The organism is Streptomyces sp. CA-251387 (assembly GCF_050936625.1).
Classification (GTDB): Bacteria; Actinomycetota; Actinomycetes; order Streptomycetales; family Streptomycetaceae; genus Streptomyces.
Genome location: NZ_JBNJMJ010000001.1, coordinates 9,179,372 through 9,196,899 on the forward strand (window position 1 = coordinate 9,179,372; position 17,528 = coordinate 9,196,899).

The 17,528-nt window shown below is 68.4% G+C and carries 11 protein-coding genes and 7 pseudogenes; 8 read left to right on the forward strand and 10 right to left on the reverse strand.

What is annotated here, in order from left to right:
- Positions 1-36: 36 nt before the first annotated feature.
- The 4 genes and pseudogenes from ACQEV2_RS41025 (at position 37) to ACQEV2_RS41040 (ending at position 4,615) form a co-directional block, all read left to right on the forward strand.
- On the forward strand, positions 37-1,116 hold the full coding sequence (locus ACQEV2_RS41025; protein WP_433053868.1) for a carboxylate-amine ligase: 1,080 nt from the start codon (positions 37-39) through the stop codon (positions 1,114-1,116).
- Positions 1,117-1,292: 176 nt separating this feature from the next.
- Positions 1,293-2,144: pseudogene (locus ACQEV2_RS41030) on the forward strand (helix-turn-helix domain-containing protein); the annotation flags it as partial.
- A 103-nt stretch (positions 2,145-2,247) separates the two neighbouring features.
- Complete coding sequence (locus tag ACQEV2_RS41035; protein WP_433055267.1) at positions 2,248-2,688, forward strand: hypothetical protein; 441 nt, start codon at positions 2,248-2,250, stop codon at positions 2,686-2,688.
- Positions 2,689-3,787: 1,099 nt separating this feature from the next.
- Positions 3,788-4,615: pseudogene (locus tag ACQEV2_RS41040) on the forward strand (IS5 family transposase).
- A 303-nt stretch (positions 4,616-4,918) separates the two neighbouring features.
- Here the strand turns inward: ACQEV2_RS41040 and ACQEV2_RS41045 are convergent.
- From ACQEV2_RS41045 to ACQEV2_RS41055, 3 genes and pseudogenes are all read right to left on the reverse strand, one after another.
- Entirely contained in the window at positions 4,919-6,553 is a 1,635-nt protein-coding gene (locus tag ACQEV2_RS41045) for a serine hydrolase (protein ID WP_433053871.1), read from the reverse strand.
- A gap of 341 nt (positions 6,554-6,894) precedes the next feature.
- Positions 6,895-7,722: pseudogene (locus ACQEV2_RS41050) on the reverse strand (IS5 family transposase).
- Between the two features lie 265 nt (positions 7,723-7,987).
- Entirely contained in the window at positions 7,988-8,689 is a 702-nt protein-coding gene (locus tag ACQEV2_RS41055) for a transposase (protein ID WP_433053874.1), read from the reverse strand.
- 87 nt (positions 8,690-8,776) lie between these two features.
- Here ACQEV2_RS41055 and ACQEV2_RS41060 point away from each other — a divergent pair, with 87 nt between their 5' ends.
- Positions 8,777-9,382, forward strand: coding sequence for a dihydrofolate reductase family protein (locus tag ACQEV2_RS41060; protein ID WP_433053877.1), 606 nt, complete (start codon positions 8,777-8,779; stop codon positions 9,380-9,382).
- A gap of 499 nt (positions 9,383-9,881) precedes the next feature.
- On the opposite strand, the gene ACQEV2_RS41065 is transcribed toward ACQEV2_RS41060, so the two are convergent.
- From ACQEV2_RS41065 to ACQEV2_RS41090, 6 genes and pseudogenes are all read right to left on the reverse strand, one after another.
- The gene (locus ACQEV2_RS41065) at positions 9,882-10,124 is read right to left on the reverse strand and encodes a terpene synthase family protein (RefSeq protein WP_433053880.1); all 243 of its coding nucleotides are present in this window, start codon (positions 10,122-10,124) and stop codon (positions 9,882-9,884) included.
- An 82-nt stretch (positions 10,125-10,206) separates the two neighbouring features.
- Positions 10,207-10,623: pseudogene (locus ACQEV2_RS41070) on the reverse strand (hypothetical protein); the annotation flags it as partial.
- A gap of 192 nt (positions 10,624-10,815) precedes the next feature.
- Complete coding sequence (locus tag ACQEV2_RS41075) at positions 10,816-11,991, reverse strand: PP2C family protein-serine/threonine phosphatase (protein ID WP_433055196.1); 1,176 nt, start codon at positions 11,989-11,991, stop codon at positions 10,816-10,818.
- A gap of 993 nt (positions 11,992-12,984) precedes the next feature.
- Positions 12,985-13,176: pseudogene (locus ACQEV2_RS41080) on the reverse strand (recombinase family protein); the annotation flags it as partial.
- 130 nt (positions 13,177-13,306) lie between these two features.
- Positions 13,307-13,522 (reverse strand): annotated as a pseudogene (locus ACQEV2_RS41085) (recombinase family protein); the annotation flags it as partial.
- A 317-nt stretch (positions 13,523-13,839) separates the two neighbouring features.
- The gene (locus ACQEV2_RS41090; protein WP_433053883.1) at positions 13,840-14,367 is read right to left on the reverse strand and encodes a winged helix-turn-helix transcriptional regulator; all 528 of its coding nucleotides are present in this window, start codon (positions 14,365-14,367) and stop codon (positions 13,840-13,842) included.
- 102 nt (positions 14,368-14,469) lie between these two features.
- On the opposite strand from ACQEV2_RS41090, the gene ACQEV2_RS41095 reads away from it, so the two are divergent.
- Entirely contained in the window at positions 14,470-15,270 is an 801-nt protein-coding gene (locus ACQEV2_RS41095) for a crotonase/enoyl-CoA hydratase family protein (RefSeq protein WP_433053886.1), read from the forward strand.
- Positions 15,271-15,333: 63 nt separating this feature from the next.
- A pseudogene (locus ACQEV2_RS41100) lies at positions 15,334-16,536 on the forward strand (acyl-CoA dehydrogenase family protein).
- A gap of 161 nt (positions 16,537-16,697) precedes the next feature.
- Here ACQEV2_RS41100 and ACQEV2_RS41105 read toward each other — a convergent pair.
- Positions 16,698-16,850, reverse strand: a complete 153-nt coding sequence (locus ACQEV2_RS41105) for a hypothetical protein (RefSeq protein ID WP_433053889.1) — start codon at positions 16,848-16,850, stop codon at positions 16,698-16,700.
- A 339-nt stretch (positions 16,851-17,189) separates the two neighbouring features.
- On the opposite strand from ACQEV2_RS41105, the gene ACQEV2_RS41110 reads away from it, so the two are divergent.
- A complete protein-coding gene (locus ACQEV2_RS41110; protein ID WP_433053892.1) occupies positions 17,190-17,522 on the forward strand; it encodes a hypothetical protein in 333 nt (110 codons plus the stop codon).
- Positions 17,523-17,528 lie beyond the last annotated feature (6 nt).

Below are 17,528 nucleotides of genomic sequence, written 5' to 3' on the forward strand. Positions count from 1 at the left end.
GGACTCCGGCGACGGGGGCGGAACAGAAGGCGGCCGATGACGACGATCGGTGTGGAAGAAGAGTACCTGTTGCTCGACCCGGTCACGGGTCTGCCCGTGCCGCTGGCCGACAAGGTGCGCGCCACGGCTGGGCTCGCGCCGTTCGTGGCCGATCAGGAGGTGCAGAGCGAGCTGCTGCAGGCTCAGGTCGAGGTGGCCACCCCGGTGTGCGAGTCCCTGGAGGAGGTCAGGGGGCATCTGCTGCGGTTGCGGAACGCCGTCGGGACGGCAGCCGAACGGCACGGCTGCAGGCTCGCACCCTGCGGAACCTCCCCGCTGCGGCACAGCCGCCCCGTGGCCGTCACCGACAAGGTCCGTTACCGCGCCATGCGCGCGCAGGCCCCGCAGCTGGTGGCCGACCAGCTGGTCAACGGCATGCACGTCCATGTCGCGGTGCCCAGCCGCGAGGAAGGACTGCAGCTCATGAACCGGCTCCGGGTGTGGCTGCCGACACTCACGGCCATGTCGGCGAACTCACCCCTCTGGGACGCCCACGACACCGGCTTCGCCAGCTGGCGCACGGTGATCTTCGGCCGTTGGCCGGTCAGCGGCATGCCCCCGCACTTCCACGACGTGGCCGACTACGACCGGCGCGTGCAACGGCTGCTGAAGAGCGGGCTGATCTCGGACATCGGGCAGTTGTACTGGCTGGCCCGTCTCTCGGCCCCGTATCCCACCCTGGAGGTGCGGTGCCTGGACGTCCAGTTGCGCGTCGATGACGCGGTGAAGCTCGCGGGCGTGGTCCGGGCCCTAGTCCAGACGGAACTCGACGCGGTCTCGGCCGACGCCCCCGCCCCCGAGTGCGCCCCTGAGCTGCTACGCGCGAGCCTGTGGCACGCCGCCCGTCATGGTCTGAGCGACACCCTCGTCGACCTGGACGGCAACACCCGCCCAGCCGACGAAGTGCTGCGCCGACTCCTCTTCCACATCACCCCCGCCCTCGACGCCTCCGGCGACACCCGGCAGGTGACATCCCTGATCGACCACCTCCTACAGCACGGAACCGGCGCGGACCGACAACGCACCGCCCTCACCGAGGGCGGCATCCGAGCGGTGACCGACCTCATCACCAGGTAGAACACGACGCCGCGCCTGCCCCGTTGCCCCCTGACTGCTTCCAGCCGGCAGGCAAGGTGGTCCGACGCATGGCCGCGCAGGGACCGCGAGTTGTTCACGGGCAAAAAAGCCACAGGAAGGTCGAAAACTGACGATCATCGTTGACACCTGGGTCTCCGATCACTACGGAGATCCACATACCGAAGCCCAACGTCACCCCGCCGCTTGACCGTGAGGCCAAGCGGCGCCTGGCCGTCATACGCCACGTCGAAGAGGTCACCGGGAACGTCGCTATGTCCTGCCGGTACTTCGGGATCAGCCGGCAGCCGTACTACACCTGGTACCGCCGATACCAGGCCGAGGGTATCGAGGGCCTGCGCACACGCTCCAAGGCCCCGAAGACGTCGCCGAACGCGACGCACGTCGAGGTGGTCGGGAAGATCATCTATCTCCGGCAGAACTACCACTTCGGCCCGGAGAAGATCGCTATGTACCTCAAGCGGTACCACGACGTCACCATCAGCAAGTCCGGCGTCTGGCGCATCCTCAACCGCCTGGACATGGGCCGCCTGCCAGCCTCCCAGCGCTACAAGCGCCACGACCGCAGATGGAAGAGGTACGAGAAGCAGCTGCCCGGCCACCGGGTGCAGATCGACGTGAAGTTCATCGAGCCGCTTGCCTCGATGCCACAAGGCCGCCGCGGCGGCCGCAACAAGTACTTCCAGTTCACCGCCATCGACGACTGCACCACGCTGCGGGTGCTGCGGATCTACCCCACGTTGAACCAGGCCACCGCCATCCAGTTCCTCGACTACGTCATCCAACGCCTGCCGTTCCAGGTCGAGGTCATCCAGACCGACAACGGCGCCGAGTTCCAGTCCGCCTTCCACTGGCACGTGCTCGACAAGGGCATCGCCCACACCTACATCAAGCCCCGCACGCCGCGGCTGAACGGCAAGGTCGAGCGCTCCCACCGCATCGATGCAGAGGAGTTCTACCGGCTCCTCGACGGCGTCATCATCGACGACGCCGAGGTCTTCAACGACAAAGGACCTACCTTCCGCCGCCCGCCGGGCGGTCGAGATCGAAACAGGCCGCATCAAGACCGCCCGCACCAACGGAGGCGGCATCAACTCCGGCATCGCCGCACTCGTGGAGGCCGAGTCCGGGCTCGTGTTCGTCAAGGGCATCCCGACCGACCACCCGCAGGCCGTCTCTCAGGCCCGGGAAATCGCCATTGCCCCGTACCTACCCGCTGTCTGCCCGCGGCTGCTCTGGCACGTGGAGGCTGGCGGGTGGGTGCTCCTCGGGTACCAGGTCATCAACGGCCCCCACGCGGACTACCGCGACAGCGCGGACGTGGTCCTGGTCCTCGACGCGCTCCAGGAGCTCCAGCAGGTCACCGCTCCGGAAGTCCCCGCGCTCAAGTTGGCGGAGCAGCGGTGGGCCTCGTACGCCGACGAGGCTACCGCCGAGCTCTTCGCCGGATCGACCCTCCTCCATACCGACTGGGCCCCACAACGTCCTGATCGGCGACGAGCGGGCACACCTCATCGACTGGGCATGGTTGACCCGGGGCGCGGCGTTCATTGACCCTCACGTTCTGGCCCTCCGGCTCATGGAGGCTGGCCACAGCGCCGAGGCGGCGGTCAAGTGGGTGCGGCGCGTCCCGTCGTGGCGGGAGGCGGATGCCGCCGCGCTGGACGCGTTCTCCGCAGCGGTGATGCGGAGCTGGCGGGAGATCGCGGACGAGGACCCTCAAGCGTGGAAGTGGCCATGGCTGGTCACGCCTCCGAGCTGCGCGCCTTCCTCCTATCGACGCCATGGGCCGCGAACCGGGCCTGACCCCGACCCCGAGTCACGCAACGCAGTGGGTCCGGCCTCCGGAGAGATGGAAGCCGGGCCCACTCGGGGCACCGAACCCGGGCTCCGGGGGACGTAGGCCGGGGCCCGCTGGCGGGTCGCGGGCCCCGGCCCCCGAGGGGGAAGGGGGCCAAGCCGTCGTCGGTTCGGCGTGCTGGCTGTTGTGGGCAGGGGTGTGGGGATCGCTGGTCCGTCATGCCTGGTGATGCGCAGGGGTGGGGATGTTTTGTGGTGGGGGGTGTGCGGGGGTGCGCGGGCCTTTTACGGGGTGCTGCCCGGGGCTGAGTTGGGGGCATGGAGGAGGTGGTGGATGAGTTGTTCGGTTTCGGGTTGGAGGGGGGCAGTTGAGGGTGCGGGTGGTGTGTTGGAGGCGGGTGATGGCGGTGTGCAGGCAGGAGCGGATTCCGGCGGTGTGTTCGATGTGGATCCAGTCGCGGTAGAGGAGTTCGTGCGTGTTGTCGACGTCGAGGCCGGTGGGGGTGCGGTGGCGGGCGATGGTGTGGGCGGTGTCGGTGATGCGGGTGATCATTTCTTGTTGGAGGGTTGGGCCCAGGCGGGTGGTCGGGAGCTGAAGGGGCGTCCTTTGACGAGGGTGAGTGGGCGTTTGGTTCTGTTCCAGACCACTTGATGACGCTGTGGGCGATGGCCGGTGAGGACGTAGAAGCGGCAACGCCCACCTCCGGGCACGTCAGCCTCACCGCGCACCTGCCGCAGGGCATGTGCTCCCCAATGCTCTGTCTCATTCGAGAACGCCCCGGCACGCGCCAAAGCTTCCGATCGGTCAGCGGCGGACCTGCCCGCAATGGAGACCGGGCGGTACGTCACCACCATGCCCGAGCGACGGCCCTACCCCAGCGATTTGTCCGACGCCCGCTGGGAGCTCATCCGCCCCCGTCCTGCAAGCCTGGCGCGACGCGCGCACCCCGCGCATCCGCCAGCCCAGCCATGACCTGCGCACCCTCATGGACGCCATCCTCTACGTCGACCGCACCGGCATTCCCTGGCGCTACCTGCCCCACGACTTCCCGCCGCACCAGAGCGTCTACGGCTAGTTCGCGCACTGGGAACGCGACGGCGTCTTCCACCAGCTGACCGGCCTGCTGCGGCGCCTGGTGCGCGAGGACGGCGGTCGCCCGGCCGAACCCAGCGCCTGCCTCATCGACGCCCAGAGCATCAAGACCTCCGTCAACGTCCCCCGCGCCCAGCAGGGCTTCGACGCCGCGAAGAAGATCGCCGGCCGCAAACGGCACCTGGTCACCGACACCCTCGGTCTGCTGCTGGCCGTCACCTCACCGCCGCCAACGTGCACGACCCCGCCGCTGCTCGCCCCCTGCTCGCCCACATCGCCGCCGCCCACCCCACCGTGACCAAGGTCTGGGCGGATGCCGGCTACAAGAACGCGGTCATCGAGCACAGCGCCGCCCTCGGCCTCGACCTCGAAGTCGTCCAACGCGACCCGGCCGTCCGCGGGTTCACCCCGCTGCCCCGCCGATGGGTGATCGAGCGGACCCTGGGCTGGCTCATGCACCACCGGCGCCTCGTCAGAGACTTCGAGACCCACCCGCACCGATCCGTCGCCATGATCCACCTTGCGGCCGTCGACCTCATGACCCGCCGCCTCACCCGCGAAAACACCCCGACCTGGCGCGACACCTGAAGCCCAAATCAAACAGACACCCCAGAACCAAACGCCCACTAAGGGCGGACAACAGCGGTGCGCACCCGCTCTCACTGGCCACCCTGAGGCACATACGCGCAGGTCAATCGTCATGTCGCCTTCCAAGCGCCGTCGCTTCCCAAGCTGAGAGCGCGAGTTCGATTCTCGTCACCCGCTCCATTTTGAAACCCCAGGTCGGCGGCCTGGGGTTTGTTTGTTGTCCAGATCATGCTGGAGCGGATGCAGGCGACGCTCCGCAACGCGACCTCGTGCGCCGTATCCGGCCGGCCCTGCACGCAGGCCCTAGTCGTTCCTCGTGAAGGTGCCGAGACCGGTCGTGTCGAGGTTCTCGACCCTGACCTTGTCGGCGCGTCCGCCGGACCCGACGGTGAAGGTCACGCCGGACAGGCCGACGGCCATTTCGCCTGTGGTGCGGTAGCTGAAGGTGTCACCGTCGTAGTGGCGCAAGGTGAACCGTTGCTTCTTGGGCCCAAGTTGCATGGTGAGTTCCTCTCCCTGGGCGCTGACGGTCATCGGGCCGTAGTAATCATTGGCGTACGTTCCGGTGTAGGCGCTGTTCGCCTTGGCGGGTGCGGGCGAGGCCGGAGGCTTGCTGTAGTCGACCGGCGAGCGTTCCCCCTCCGCCGCCTGCTTGAAGATCGGCCCGAGGAACGTCAGCCAGTCGACGGTCGGCCCGCCCGTCTGCGCGGTGTCGAGGAAGGTGGTGGCGATCGCCTCGGGCACGCCGATGGGCTCGCCGTTGGTCAGGACGACGATGCCGAGCTTCTCCGAGGGCAACAAGCTGACGTTGGTGGCCGCCCCCAGCGCGAATGCACCGGAGTGGCCGAGCTTCAGCCTGCCCTGGTCGTCGTAGCTCACGTTCCAGCCGAGCCCGTAGAACCCGGACCTGCCCGCGGGCGCGTGCGGCGGCTCGGAGACGATGCGCGGCAGGTGGGTCTGCTCCAGCGCGTCAGCGTCGACGACTTGCCGCCCCTCGAATTTGCCGTTGCCCAGTTGCAGCCGCAGCCACTTCGTCATGTCCCGGGCCGTGGAGCTGGCCCCGCCCGCCGGGCTCTGGGCGTCCGCGTCGCGCACATGCTCGGCACGCCAGGTGTCCCCGGTCTTCACATGCAAGGCGGCCTTGTTGTCCGCCTTTTCGTAGTCGGCGAAGGAAGAGCTGGTGGAGTCCATGCCGAGTGGCCGGTACAGCTTCTCGGCGGAGAGCTTCTCCCAGCTGGTCCCCGCTGCTCGCGCGGCGGCGACGGCGGCTTCGGTCAGACCGAAGTTGGTGTACGCGTAGTGGGCGCGGAAGGGGGCCGACGGTTCGTAGCGGAGGTGGTCCAGGATGTACGAGCGGTCGTAGCCGAGGTCCTCCAGGAGGTCTCCGGCGTGGTCGGGCAGTCCGCTGCGATGCGAGAACAGGTCGGCCAGCGTGACATGGCGGGTGACCCACGGGTCCTTCAGGGCGAAGCCGGAGCTGTGGTCGACGACCGGGTCGTCCCAGCCGACGGTCTTCTCGCCCACGGCCGCGGCGACCACGGTGGACGCAAGGGGCTTGGAGACCGAGGCGAGCTGGAAGACGGTGTCCGCTCCGATCTCGTCCTTCGTGCCTGCCTTCCGCACGCCGAACCCCTTCACGTACAGCACCTCGTCGTCGTGGACCACGCCCACGGCGACACCGGGCACACCGGTGCGGCGCATGGCATCCCGTACGACGCCGTCCAGCTTGCTCACCGCGGTCTCGACCTCGGCCCGGGTGAGCTGTGGCGGTGGCTGGGCGGGTGGGACGGTGGGCAGCGGCGACGTCGCCACGGCCGCACGCCCGGCGACGGTGGTGTCGGCGTCGGACCCGGTGCAGCCGACGGCCAGCGCCGCTACCAGGCCCAGTGCCGCGGCGGAGCGAAGGGGGCGCGGGGATGCACTGTCGAGTCGCAACATGTCTTCCATGGAAATCCCGCCCCCGGCGCCTGTCGCGCCTTGGCGGGCCGTTCGGGGGGGGCCGGCATAACGCCGTCACGCTCGCCTGTTCAGGCCCAAGGCGGAGTCCCTGTGCACGGTGTCGTGCCCATAGCGTGCCCGAGAAAGCGGACAACCACGGTCAACAACGGTGGGATCCGACACCACTTTCATCCCAGAGAGAAGGTTCAGAGCCATAGAGCCCACCCAAGCGCCGTCGCTTCCCAAGCTGAGAGCAGCTCTCAGCGCCTCTATTCCGTACCACCGCGCCGATCGACCGGTAAGTGGGCGTTTGGTTCTGGGGTGTCTGTTTGATTTGGGCTTCAGGTGTCGCGCCAGGTCGGGGTGTTTTCGCGGGTGAGGCGGCGGGTCATGAGGTCGACGGCCGCAAGGTGGATCATGGCGACGGATCGGTGCGGGTGGGTCTCGAAGTCTCTGACGAGGCGCCGGTGGTGCATGAGCCAGCCCAGGGTCCGCTCGATCACCCATCGGCGGGGCAGCGGGGTGAACCCGCGGACGGCCGGGTCGCGTTGGACGACTTCGAGGTCGAGGCCGAGGGCGGCGCTGTGCTCGATGACCGCGTTCTTGTAGCCGGCATCCGCCCAGACCTTGGTCACGGTGGGGTGGGCGGCGGCGATGTGGGCGAGCAGGGGGCGAGCAGCGGCGGGGTCGTGCACGTTGGCGGCGGTGAGGTGACGGCCAGCAGCAGACCGAGGGTGTCGGTGACCAGGTGCCGTTTGCGGCCGGCGATCTTCTTCGCGGCGTCGAAGCCCTGCTGGGCGCGGGGGACGTTGACGGAGGTCTTGATGCTCTGGGCGTCGATGAGGCAGGCGCTGGGTTCGGCCGGGCGACCGCCGTCCTCGCGCACCAGGCGCCGCAGCAGGCCGGTCAGCTGGTGGAAGACGCCGTCGCGTTCCCAGTGCGCGAACTAGCCGTAGACGCTCTGGTGCGGCGGGAAGTCGTGGGGCAGGTAGCGCCAGGGAATGCCGGTGCGGTCGACGTAGAGGATGGCGTCCATGAGGGTGCGCAGGTCATGGCTGGGCTGGCGGATGCGCGGGGTGCGCGCGTCGCGCCAGGCTTGCAGGACGGGGGCGGATGAGCTCCCAGCGGGCGTCGGACAAATCGCTGGGGTAGGGCCGTCGCTCAGGCATGGTGGTGACGTACCGCCCGGTCTCCATTGCGGGCAGGTCCGCCGCTGACCGATCGGAAGCTTTGGCGCGTGCCGGGGCGTTGCCGCTTCTACGTCCTCACCGGTCATCGCCCACAGCGTCATCAAGTGGTCTGGAACAGAACCAAACGCCCACTAAGAGGGCATCTGATCAATGTTCAGGCCGTTGCGGGTGGAATGTTCGTTTCGATTCGCCACGTTGGTGTGGATTCTCCGGTCAGCTCGCGGGACATTTTGTTAGCCATCGCTCAGTGGATCATCGTCCGGGATCTCTGCGGGAGGGCGTCGTAGTCCCGTGCCAGGCGGCGGTGCTGCATCTGCCAGCCAAAGGTCCGCTCGATCACCCACCGCTTCGGTAGGGGCTCGAACCCCTTCGTCTGCGGCCGATGCACCACCTCGACATCGATGCCCAGCCCGGCGCCGTGCTTGAAGATGCTGTTCTGGTATCCGCCGTCGGCCCAGACCTTGGTCACGCCGGGATGGGCTGCGGCCAGGTCGTCGAGCAGGAGTTTGCCGCCGACTGTGTCATGCACGTTCGCGGCGGTGATAAGGACGGCCAGGACCAGACCGAGGGTGTCGGTGATCAGATGTCGCTTGCGTCCTTTGATCTTCTTGCCGGCGTCGATGCCCTGACTGGTCTCGGCGACGTTTGCCGAGGTCTTCACGCTCTGCGCGTCCACCACGGCCGCGGTGGGCTCCGTGCTGCGGCCGTGGGCCCGGCGGGTCTTGTCGCGTAACAGGTCGTGAACTACCGGATCGAGCCCGCCCTTACAGAGGGCCTCAAACCGGCCTTCGACCTCGCCGACGCCCGGCCCGACCTCCTGCGCCAAGAGGCCGCCGCCGATTGACCTGAGCGGGGCGTTGCCGAGGTCACCCGCGCGTACGCGCGGGCAGCGTCTTTTCGTCAGGTCGGCGTCCGGTGAGAAGAAGGAGATCGGCTGCAGCGTCATGGGTTTTCTCCTTGCTCCACAGCGTGGCCGATGAGTTTGTGGCTCCCGGCCGGTCCAAGCTCATGACACCTAGGAAAGGACACCGCCATGTCGGAGCTTCTCGTCGACTTCATCACCTCCCTCGACGGCTACGCATCGGGAGAGGGATGGCCCGGGTTCTGGGGCCTGGAGGGCCCGGAGTACCTCGCATGGCTCGGCGAACAGCCCGAGGCCACCTACCTGATGGGAGCGAACACCTACCGCCTGATGTCGGGCTTCGCCGCAGGCGAGGTCCCGAAGGGCCAAGACGAGTTCAGGCCCGAAGAAGAAGCGTCCGTCGACGAGCTCACGCAAGCGTCCAAGGTGGTGTTCTCCTCCTCGCTCCAGGAGCCACTGACGTGGGCCAACTCCACGCTCGTCCGCGACGACGCCGTCGAGGCGGTCCGCGCCATGAAGTCGAGTGGCTCGGGCCTCCTCAGCACGATCGGCAGCCTCAGCCTGTGCCGGTCCCTGCTACGAGCCGGACTCGTCGACCGCTTCCGGGTCGTGATGTTCCCGGTGATCACGGGGGTCACGGGCGAAGAACGCATCTACGACGGCTATCCGGACGTTGCCCTCGAGATGATCGATCACCGCACGTTCGACGGCCGCATCCAGCTGGTCGAGTACAAGCCCCGCGTGCTCGAGCACCCGCCGCTCGGCGTCCCTGCGTGACGTCACCCTGTCCGCCGGCCTGGACGGCCGCCAGGCCGGCGCCGGCGAGACCCGGGGAGCGCACGACACTCCGATGCTCGCGTGTCACCCCGACCAACGCGCACAGTCCGGCATGGTCACTCACGGTGTCGTCTACCTCCGGCGGGCCGGAGCCGCCTCCGGTCTGTCCCATGAACGGCATGCGGCTCAGCATCGGAGGGATCCTTGCTGGCGGCGTATTGATCGTGCAGGCGACGCATGGACCGGAAAGCCTCATCGGCGGCAGCTTCGACATCGGGTGGCGCCACGAGGCGCAGGGCGCCCCAGTGACCGTGAACGCCCGAGGACCTGAATACCTCCCGAGTCACGGAATCACGCGCCGCCGCTGGCAACTGGTCTGCAATCCCCCGGCAGGTATCCCCGTGGCGCAGTGGTCACTGCCGGGGCCGGCGTGCCGGTGGGCGTGGGGGTTCTGGGGATCAGCTGGGTGTGAGGTGGTGCCCCAGCGGTCGCTTGTCTGCTAGACGGCCTTTGTTCCGCCGACGGCGTGGCTGATGGCCATGGCGAGGTCGGAGAGCTGGGGGTCGGGGGCTGCGGTCAACTGGGTGACGAGGCGGTGGAGCGTGGCCGCCTCGGTGTGGCACATACGGCAGGCTGCGGCGAATGCCTCGGGCAGGGACAGACCGTGCTCCTGGGCCAGGACGAGCGGCAGGCTCTGGGGCGGGACACCGAGCCGGTGCCGCTCCACGGGGAAGGAGTACACGTCGTTGATCCACCCCCACAGTCGTGGCGGGATCTTCCTGCAGCCCGGCGTCGATCGCCGCGGCGAACTCCTCGCGGGTCACGCGGCCGTCCCCGTCGCTGTCGGCGGCGTGACGGATGACCTCCCACCAGGCGTCGAAGGTCTCCCGGAGGTCGTTGGCCAGCTTGTCGTCCATGTCCGGGCGCAGCGTCCGCAAACGGTTGGCCCGCACACGGAAGTCGTCCTGGTCGATGTGGTTGTCGCCTGTCACGTCGAGTGTGTTGAACGCAGCGTTGATGTTGCGCCGCTGAAGGTCACCGATCACGCATGATTCACTTCCGATCAAGGTCTGCCCCTGACCACCGCTGTGCGGTGCAGGGTGCAGTTCCGCCGTCTGGCGGCAATCCCGGGCCGTTGCCCCAATGAGCCGTTGCTGCAAGGGATGAGAGTGTGAAGGGTGCTGCCCCTCGCCGCCTGTTAGTCGGCGCCACGATCCGATTGCCGGTACGTGCATGTCCATGCGCGCGGCCCCACGTGCGCCATTTGCGTGAGTTAGCTTCCTGGAAGAATGACCGAATGTGTGATCGGAACCTCACTGCTACGTGGTCTGTAAAGCGGTGCAGGTCTCGCGCTCGCGATTAACAGATTCACGGTGACTGGACGTTCTGAACCGCTGGTGTCCCAGGACGCTGACGGACCGGAACCGCCCTGGTCACGGCTGCTGCTTCGTGCGGGCGTCTGAGGCTTGCCGAGTGTCCGCGCCTGAGCTGACGTGCCGCTGGGTCTCCTGGGGGCCGTGCCAGTCCAGGCACATGGCGGTGGCATCGTCTTCGAGCCGGCCGTCGGCGGCGTCCCGGACCGCGGACGTCATCGCCAGTACGGTCTCCCGAGGGTGCAGGTCCCGGGTCCGCTCCAGCAGCGCGGGCAGGTCGACCTTCTCCCCATGGCGTTCGAGCATGCCGTCGGTGAACATGAGCAGACGGTCACCGGGGAGCAGTTCAAGATCCTGAACGCGGTAGGGGTGGGGTGTGAGCTCGGACAGTCCGAAGGGATGGTCCACCTCGCAGGGGATCACCTCCACGGTCCCGTCGCGCATGCGCAGTGGCCAGGGATGGCCGGCGTTGACGAGCTGGGCCTGTCCGGTGTGGAGATTGATGCGCAGCAGCTGTCCGGTGGCGTGACCGTGGCCGTGGTCGAGCAGTGCCTGGTCGGCCCGGTGGGCCTGCTCGGCCAGGCCGGCTCCTGCGCGGCGGGCTCCGCGCAGGGCGCTGACCAGGAGCGTGGCGGCGAGGGCGGAGTCGATGTCGTGGCCCATGGGGTCGGTCACCGACACGTGGAGGGTCTCGGAGTCCAGGGTGTAGTCGAAGGTGTCGCCGCTGAGGTCTTCGGAGGGCTCCAGGTTCCCGCAGAGGGTGAACTGTGCGGCCTCGCACGACAGTGACGGGGGCAGCAGCTGGTACTGGATTTCTGCTGCCAGGGTGGGGGGCCTGGAGCGTTTGCCCCAGGTGTAGAGGTCGGTGAAGCGTCCGTTGGCGATCACGATGTAGGCCAGGAGGTGGGCGGCTTCTCCGACTGCGTCAAGGACGTCCTTTCCGGGGTCGGCCGGCAGAAGCAGTTCCAGCAGCCCGATCGCATCCCCCCGGTTGGTGACCGGCATGATCACCCGCTGTCCGTGGCCGGTCGCCTCCTGATACAGCCGCTGAGTACGGATCACCTCTTCGTAGACGCTGCCGAACAGGGGGATCCGCTCCGCCTCCCGGCCACCCTCCGCAGCGGCGGCAGGCAGCCGTGCCACCGCCTTCCCCGTCAGATCCACGATGAGGAAGGAGACCTTCGTGGCCCTGAAACGCCGCCGCAGGTCCTCCGCGACCACATCAGCGGCGTCCACCGGCGCCGCCGTCTCCGCTGCTGTCAGCAACCGGGGAAGACCACTTTGCCCACCACGCACGACCGCGGTCCCTTCCACCAGCCCCCTCAACCAGCATGGGGACCCGACCGGAGAGCGTCAATCCGTGAACAGTCAGGATGAACGAAGACGGTCACGTCATGCTTCGCGGAATCGAGGCCCCAGAGGGCTGGGGCGGCCGCCATCGGACCCACTGAAGCGACTCCAACTGGCCCCAGTTCGCGGATGATTCGTGAAGATCAGGCGTTGCGAGGTGGCCCCCGAGGGCGGCTCGGTTCGGGGCCACCTGGTGGGCTGCGAGCGGGAAAGTTCGCCAGGTGGGCAAGGGATGTCAGATCGCGGCGCTCGCTGAATGTTCCATATCGTCGCGGGGCTGCCGTGCCGGGGCGTGCCACCCCGGGTGAGCAGCAGTGCGAGCACGGCGATCAGGGAGCAGCTGGCCATGGCGACGAGGAGTGGCACGGCGGTGTCCTCGCCGCCCAGGCCGACGAGTGGTGAGGCAACGCCGCCCAGGACGCTCTGCAGGGTGCCGAGTACGTCCGAGCCGGTGACGTCCGCGTGGGGACCGGCTCGATGCCGAGTGCCGTGGCGCTGCCGAAGACTTGGCCGATGCCGAGGAAGGCGATCCCGATGAGCCCGAGGGCGAGGACACCGTTGAGCTGACCGGCGAGGGTGGACCAGCAGCGGCCGGAAGGAGACGCCAAAGCGGTCACGGACGCAGGTGGTGCGGCGAGACGGCCGCGAGCCGCTGGGGCCCGGCACTGCGATCACTCCGTAGACACACCTGCGCACGTTCACGCCCGGCGCCTTCGAGCTGGCGGCGACGGAAGGGGACGTGCCCGCGTTCTTCCCGGTCTTGATCGTCAGTCGCTGGGCGATCTCCGGAAGGGGCACGCCCTTGGCCTGCAGTGCACGGGCCGGCAGAAGGGAGTCGTCATCGATGACCTTCGGCCGCCCGCCGTGGTTGCCCTTCGCAGCCGCCGTCACCTGGCCCTCCAGGGTCTTCTCCCGGAGGTAGTTGCGCTCGATCTGGGCGGCGGCGGCCAGGACGGCCAAGAACATCGCGCCCATGCCGTTGGGGTCGTAGATCCCAGCAAGTGGGCCGGTGAGGAGTTCGAGCTGGACGCCGGCGGCCTGGAGCTGGCTGGACAGCGTCATCAGATCGGCGGTGTTGCGGGCAGACGCTTGAGCCGTGGACGGTGAGGATGACCTCCTGGTCGAGGGCGGCCTCCTTGATGTCGTACGCCAGCTTCAGCGCTTTCTCCAGTTCCGGCCGCGTCTTGACCCGGGTGGAGATCTTCTCGGAGAAGATCCGCTTGCAGACCGGTTCGAGCGCGTCGAGCTGGCTCTGCAACTCCTGCTGGGCGGTCGAGCAGCGGGCGTACCCGATCCGGATCGGCTTCGAGGCTGGCGCTGCCGGGGCCTGCTTGACGGGTGGGCCCGGGTCCACGGCTGGCACGGCCCGCGGGCGGTCTTCCCGCCGCGGGTGCGGCAGGGACTGCCCGCCTGGCATTCACACTTTGGACAGTTGTTTCGTTCTACCGCTTTGCGGCTTGATCGGGTTTCAGGTCCACCTCGGCCGTCTGTCAGAACTGTCTCGCACAGCACATGAGTCTTGAGAGGGCTTCTGCGAACGGCGACCTGCGGAAACGTGATGGGCCCCCGAGGTGTTCGCAAAACTCTCGCAACCGGTCATTTCTGAGAGCCGAGTGTGCACGTCTGGCCTCGGCTTGCCCGCGCAGGGAGATCGCCTTCAGGGGGCATCTCGGTTCACGAGCAGCGGCCGGTTCGAGGCCGGACGGGACTGCTCCTGCGTCGGCTGAGCGCGGTTCAAGTGTTGGCGACTTGTTTGGGGTGCCCATCCATGACGAAGCGCGCCTGCACGTCGGGGCTGTCGAGGAGCCTTGCCGGGTAGCCGGGCCCGGTCCGCACCGCGACGTCTTGGTGGTGCAGTGGTTCACCGCAGGAGGAGCAGATGACCTTGGCCTGAGTGTCGTGGCCGCAGGCGGTGTGCTGCATGACCACGGGGATGCCGTCGTCATCGGCCAGCCACCGGTCGCCCCAGGCGTTGATCGCGGCGAGCACGCCGAAGAAGTCCCGACCCTTGTCCGTCAGCAGGTACTCATGACGGACCGGCTCGCTCTGGTAGGGGCGGCGCTGCAACAAGCCCGCGTTCTCCAAGCGCCGGAGCCGGTCAGTGAGGGTGTTGCGTGCGATGCCGAGCGAGTCGATGAAGCCGTCGAAACGCGACTCGCCGTAGAACACCTCGCGCAGGACAAGCAGCGTCCAGCCGTCACCCAGGATGTCCACGGTGCGGGCGATCGAGCAGGGCCAGCTGTCGAATGAGGTCCGTCTCATATCACCGACCTTATCAGTTTCATCATGAGATTCACTTGCCCTCGGCGCCCCGGCCTGACTAGCCTCCCTTGAGTCTCATCATGCAACTAACGAGGAGGAGCGATGAGCTCAACGCCTGCGGGCACACCGGCGGTCACCGTTGAACGGGCCGGCCACGTGCTGCTGATGGGCCTGAACCGGCCCGCCAAGCGCAACGCCTTCACCAAGCAGATGCTCAGCGAGCTGTCGGCCGCCTACGGTCTGCTGGAGTCCGACGACGACTTGTGGTGCGGGGTCCTGTTCGCCCACGGCGACCACTTCACCGGCGGCTTGGACATGCTCGATGTCGGCGCCGAGCTGGCTTCGGGGAAGTTCGACGCCCCCGAGGGCGGGCGGGATCCCTGGCGTCTGGACGGACCGTGGTCGAAACCCGTCGTCGCGGCGGCGCAGGGCTGGGTGATGACGCTCGGCATCGAGTTGCTCCTGGCCGCCGACATCCGCGTGGCCGCCCGGGACACGCGGTTCGCCCAGTACGAGATCCGTCGCGGCATCTACCCCTTCGGCGGGGCCACCTTCCGCTTCCCCCAGCAGGCCGGGTGGGGCAACGCCATGCGCTGGATCCTGACCGGCGAGGAGTTCGACGCCACGGAAGCCCACCGCATCGGCCTGGTGCAGGAACTGGCCGCCGACGGGCCGGCCGCCGTCGCCCGCGCCACCGAGATCGCCACCCTCATCGCGGAGAAGTCCGCGCCCCTGGGGGTGCGCACCGTCTTCGCCTCCGCCCACCTGGCCCACGAGTCCGGCGAGAGCGCCGCGATCCAGCGACTGCGCCCGGACATTGCACGGCTGTTCTCCACCGCCGACGGTGCGGAGGGAATCCAGTCCTTCATCGAGCGCCGCGACGCCGTCTTCACCGGCCGCTGACCCGCCTGCCCCGCCACCCCCGTCAGGAGCTTTCCTGTGACCACTGTGAAGACGCCGCCTTCCCTGTTCGACCTGCCGCACGAGATCGCCGAGGCCCGTAAGTGGGCCCACGGCTTCGCCGAGAAGTACGTACGCCCCGTCGCCGCCGAGTACGACGAGCGTGAGGAGATGCCCTGGGCCGTCATCGAGGAAGCCGCCAAGGTCGGCCTGTACACCCCCGAGTTCGCGCTGCAGATGATCGCCGACCCCACCGGGCTCCTCCAGCCCGTGGTCGCCGAGGAGATCTTCTGGGGCGACGGCGGCATGGGCCAGGCCCTGCTGGGCACCTTCCTGCCCGCCGCGGCCCTGTTCGGCGCCGCCACCAAGGAGCAGATCGACGTCTGGCTGCCCGCCTTCTTCGGCACCCCCGGCGACCTGGCCGTCGCCGCCCTGTGCGCCAGCGAGCCGAACGCCGGCAGCGACGCCGCCGCCATCCGCACCCACGCCCGCTACGACGAAGCCACGAAGGAGTGGGTGCTCAACGGCACCAAGACCTGGGCCACCAACGGCGGCATCGCACACATCCACGTCGTCAACGCCGTCACCGACCCCGACCTCGGCGCCCGCGGCCACGCCCTGTTCCTCATCCCGCCCGGCACCCGCGGTCTCAGCCAGGGCCAGAAGTTCTCGAAGCACGGCCTGCGCGCCTCCCACACGGCCGAGGTCGTCCTCGACGACGTACGCATCCCCGCCGACCTGGTCCTCGGCGGCAAGGACGCCCTCGACCAGCGCCTGGCAGCAGCCCGCGAAGGCACCCGCGTACGCGTCCCCGCGGCCATGGCCACCTTCGAGATGACCCGGCCCGGCATCGGCGCGATGGCCGTCGGCGTGGCCCGCGCCGCCTACGAATACGCCCTCGAATACGCCGGTGTCCGCGAGCAGTTCGGCCGGCCGATCATCGACAACCAGGCCATCGCCTTCACCCTGGCCGACATGGCCATGGAGATCGACGCCGCCCGCCTCCTCGTCTGGCGCGCCAGCCACATGATGACGCGCGGCAAGCCCTTCACACGCGCCGAAGGCAGCATGGCCAAGCTCAAGGCCAGCGAGGTCGCCGTCCGCACCACAGAGCGGGCCGTGCAGATCCTCGGCGGCAACGGCTACACCCGCGACTACCCCGTCGAACGCTAGGCCCGCGACGCCAAGATCTTCACCATCTACGAAGGCACCAGCGAGATCCAGCGTCTGGCCATCAGCCGCGCCCTGTCCGGCCGTCGCATTCAGTAGACACCGGTTCCCACACGTCCAGCCCCCCACCACCCCATCGGAGCATCACATGAGCACCCAGACGCCTGTCCTGGCAGGCAAGGTTGCCGTCGTCACCGGAGGCGGCCGCGGCATCGGCAAGATGATTACCCGAGGACTCCTCGAGGCCGGCGCGCCACGGTCTACATCTCCAGCCGCAAGGACGCCGACCTGAAGTCGGCCGTCGAGGAGCTGAGCCCCTCGGCGAGATACACGCCGTGTCGGCCGACCTCGGCACCGCCCACGGTGTTGAGACCCTGGTCGGCTACCTCAGTGAACGTGAGAGTCGCGTGCACGCGCTGTTCAACAACGCCGGCGCCAACCGGGGGGTCTGGAGGAGTTCCCCGACTCCGCCTGGGACAAGGTGCTCTCCGTCAACGTCAAGGGCGTCTTCGCCCTCACCCAGGCCCTGCTGCCGCTCCTCAAGGCGGCGTCAACCCCGACGACCCCGCCCGTGTCATCAACACCGGTAGCGTCGACGGGCTGCGCGCCCCCGCCCCCGACTTCAAGAACTTCTCCTACGGCGCCAGCAAGACCGCCGTACACATGATCACCTGGCAACTCGCCGGAACCCTCGCCCCCTACGTCCTCGTCAACGCCATCGAATCGGCTGCACGCCCTGGGAGACCGAAGGGGTGGACGACTACCTGCCGCCGGCGACGCCGGGTGGCGAGAACGCCCGAGGCGATCGCCGAGCAGACCATGGGCCCCTGCTCGTGTGGGCGATCCGCACGGTCGAGGAGTTCAGCGACGACATCCTGGCCGCCTGGGCCGAACGCAACCGGTTGCATGCGGCGGCTGCCGGCAACATCGCCACGGCCGCCTCACGAGCCGCTCTTCGGGCCTTCATGGACCGCATCGATGCCGCCCAACTGCCGATTCCGACCACACAGTGGCTGGGCAGAACCACGATCGCGGGCGCCTCTATCGCCGCGCTCACCCGCGCCTCCCTGGGCCACCACCTGTGATCACGG

Bases quoted from the DNA above. Each gene is read 5' to 3' on its own strand.
- ACQEV2_RS41095 (WP_433053886.1), top strand. From the start codon at position 14,470: ATGAGCTCAACGCCTGCGGGCACACCGGCGGTCACCGTTGAACGGGCC.
- ACQEV2_RS41025 (WP_433053868.1), top strand. From the start codon at position 37: ATGACGACGATCGGTGTGGAAGAAGAGTACCTGTTGCTCGACCCGGTC.
- ACQEV2_RS41045 (WP_433053871.1), bottom strand. From the start codon at position 6,553: ATGTTGCGACTCGACAGTGCATCCCCGCGCCCCCTTCGCTCCGCCGCG.
- ACQEV2_RS41060 (WP_433053877.1), top strand. From the start codon at position 8,777: ATGTCGGAGCTTCTCGTCGACTTCATCACCTCCCTCGACGGCTACGCA.
- ACQEV2_RS41055 (WP_433053874.1), bottom strand. From the start codon at position 8,689: ATGACGCTGCAGCCGATCTCCTTCTTCTCACCGGACGCCGACCTGACG.
- ACQEV2_RS41090 (WP_433053883.1), bottom strand. From the start codon at position 14,367: ATGAGACGGACCTCATTCGACAGCTGGCCCTGCTCGATCGCCCGCACC.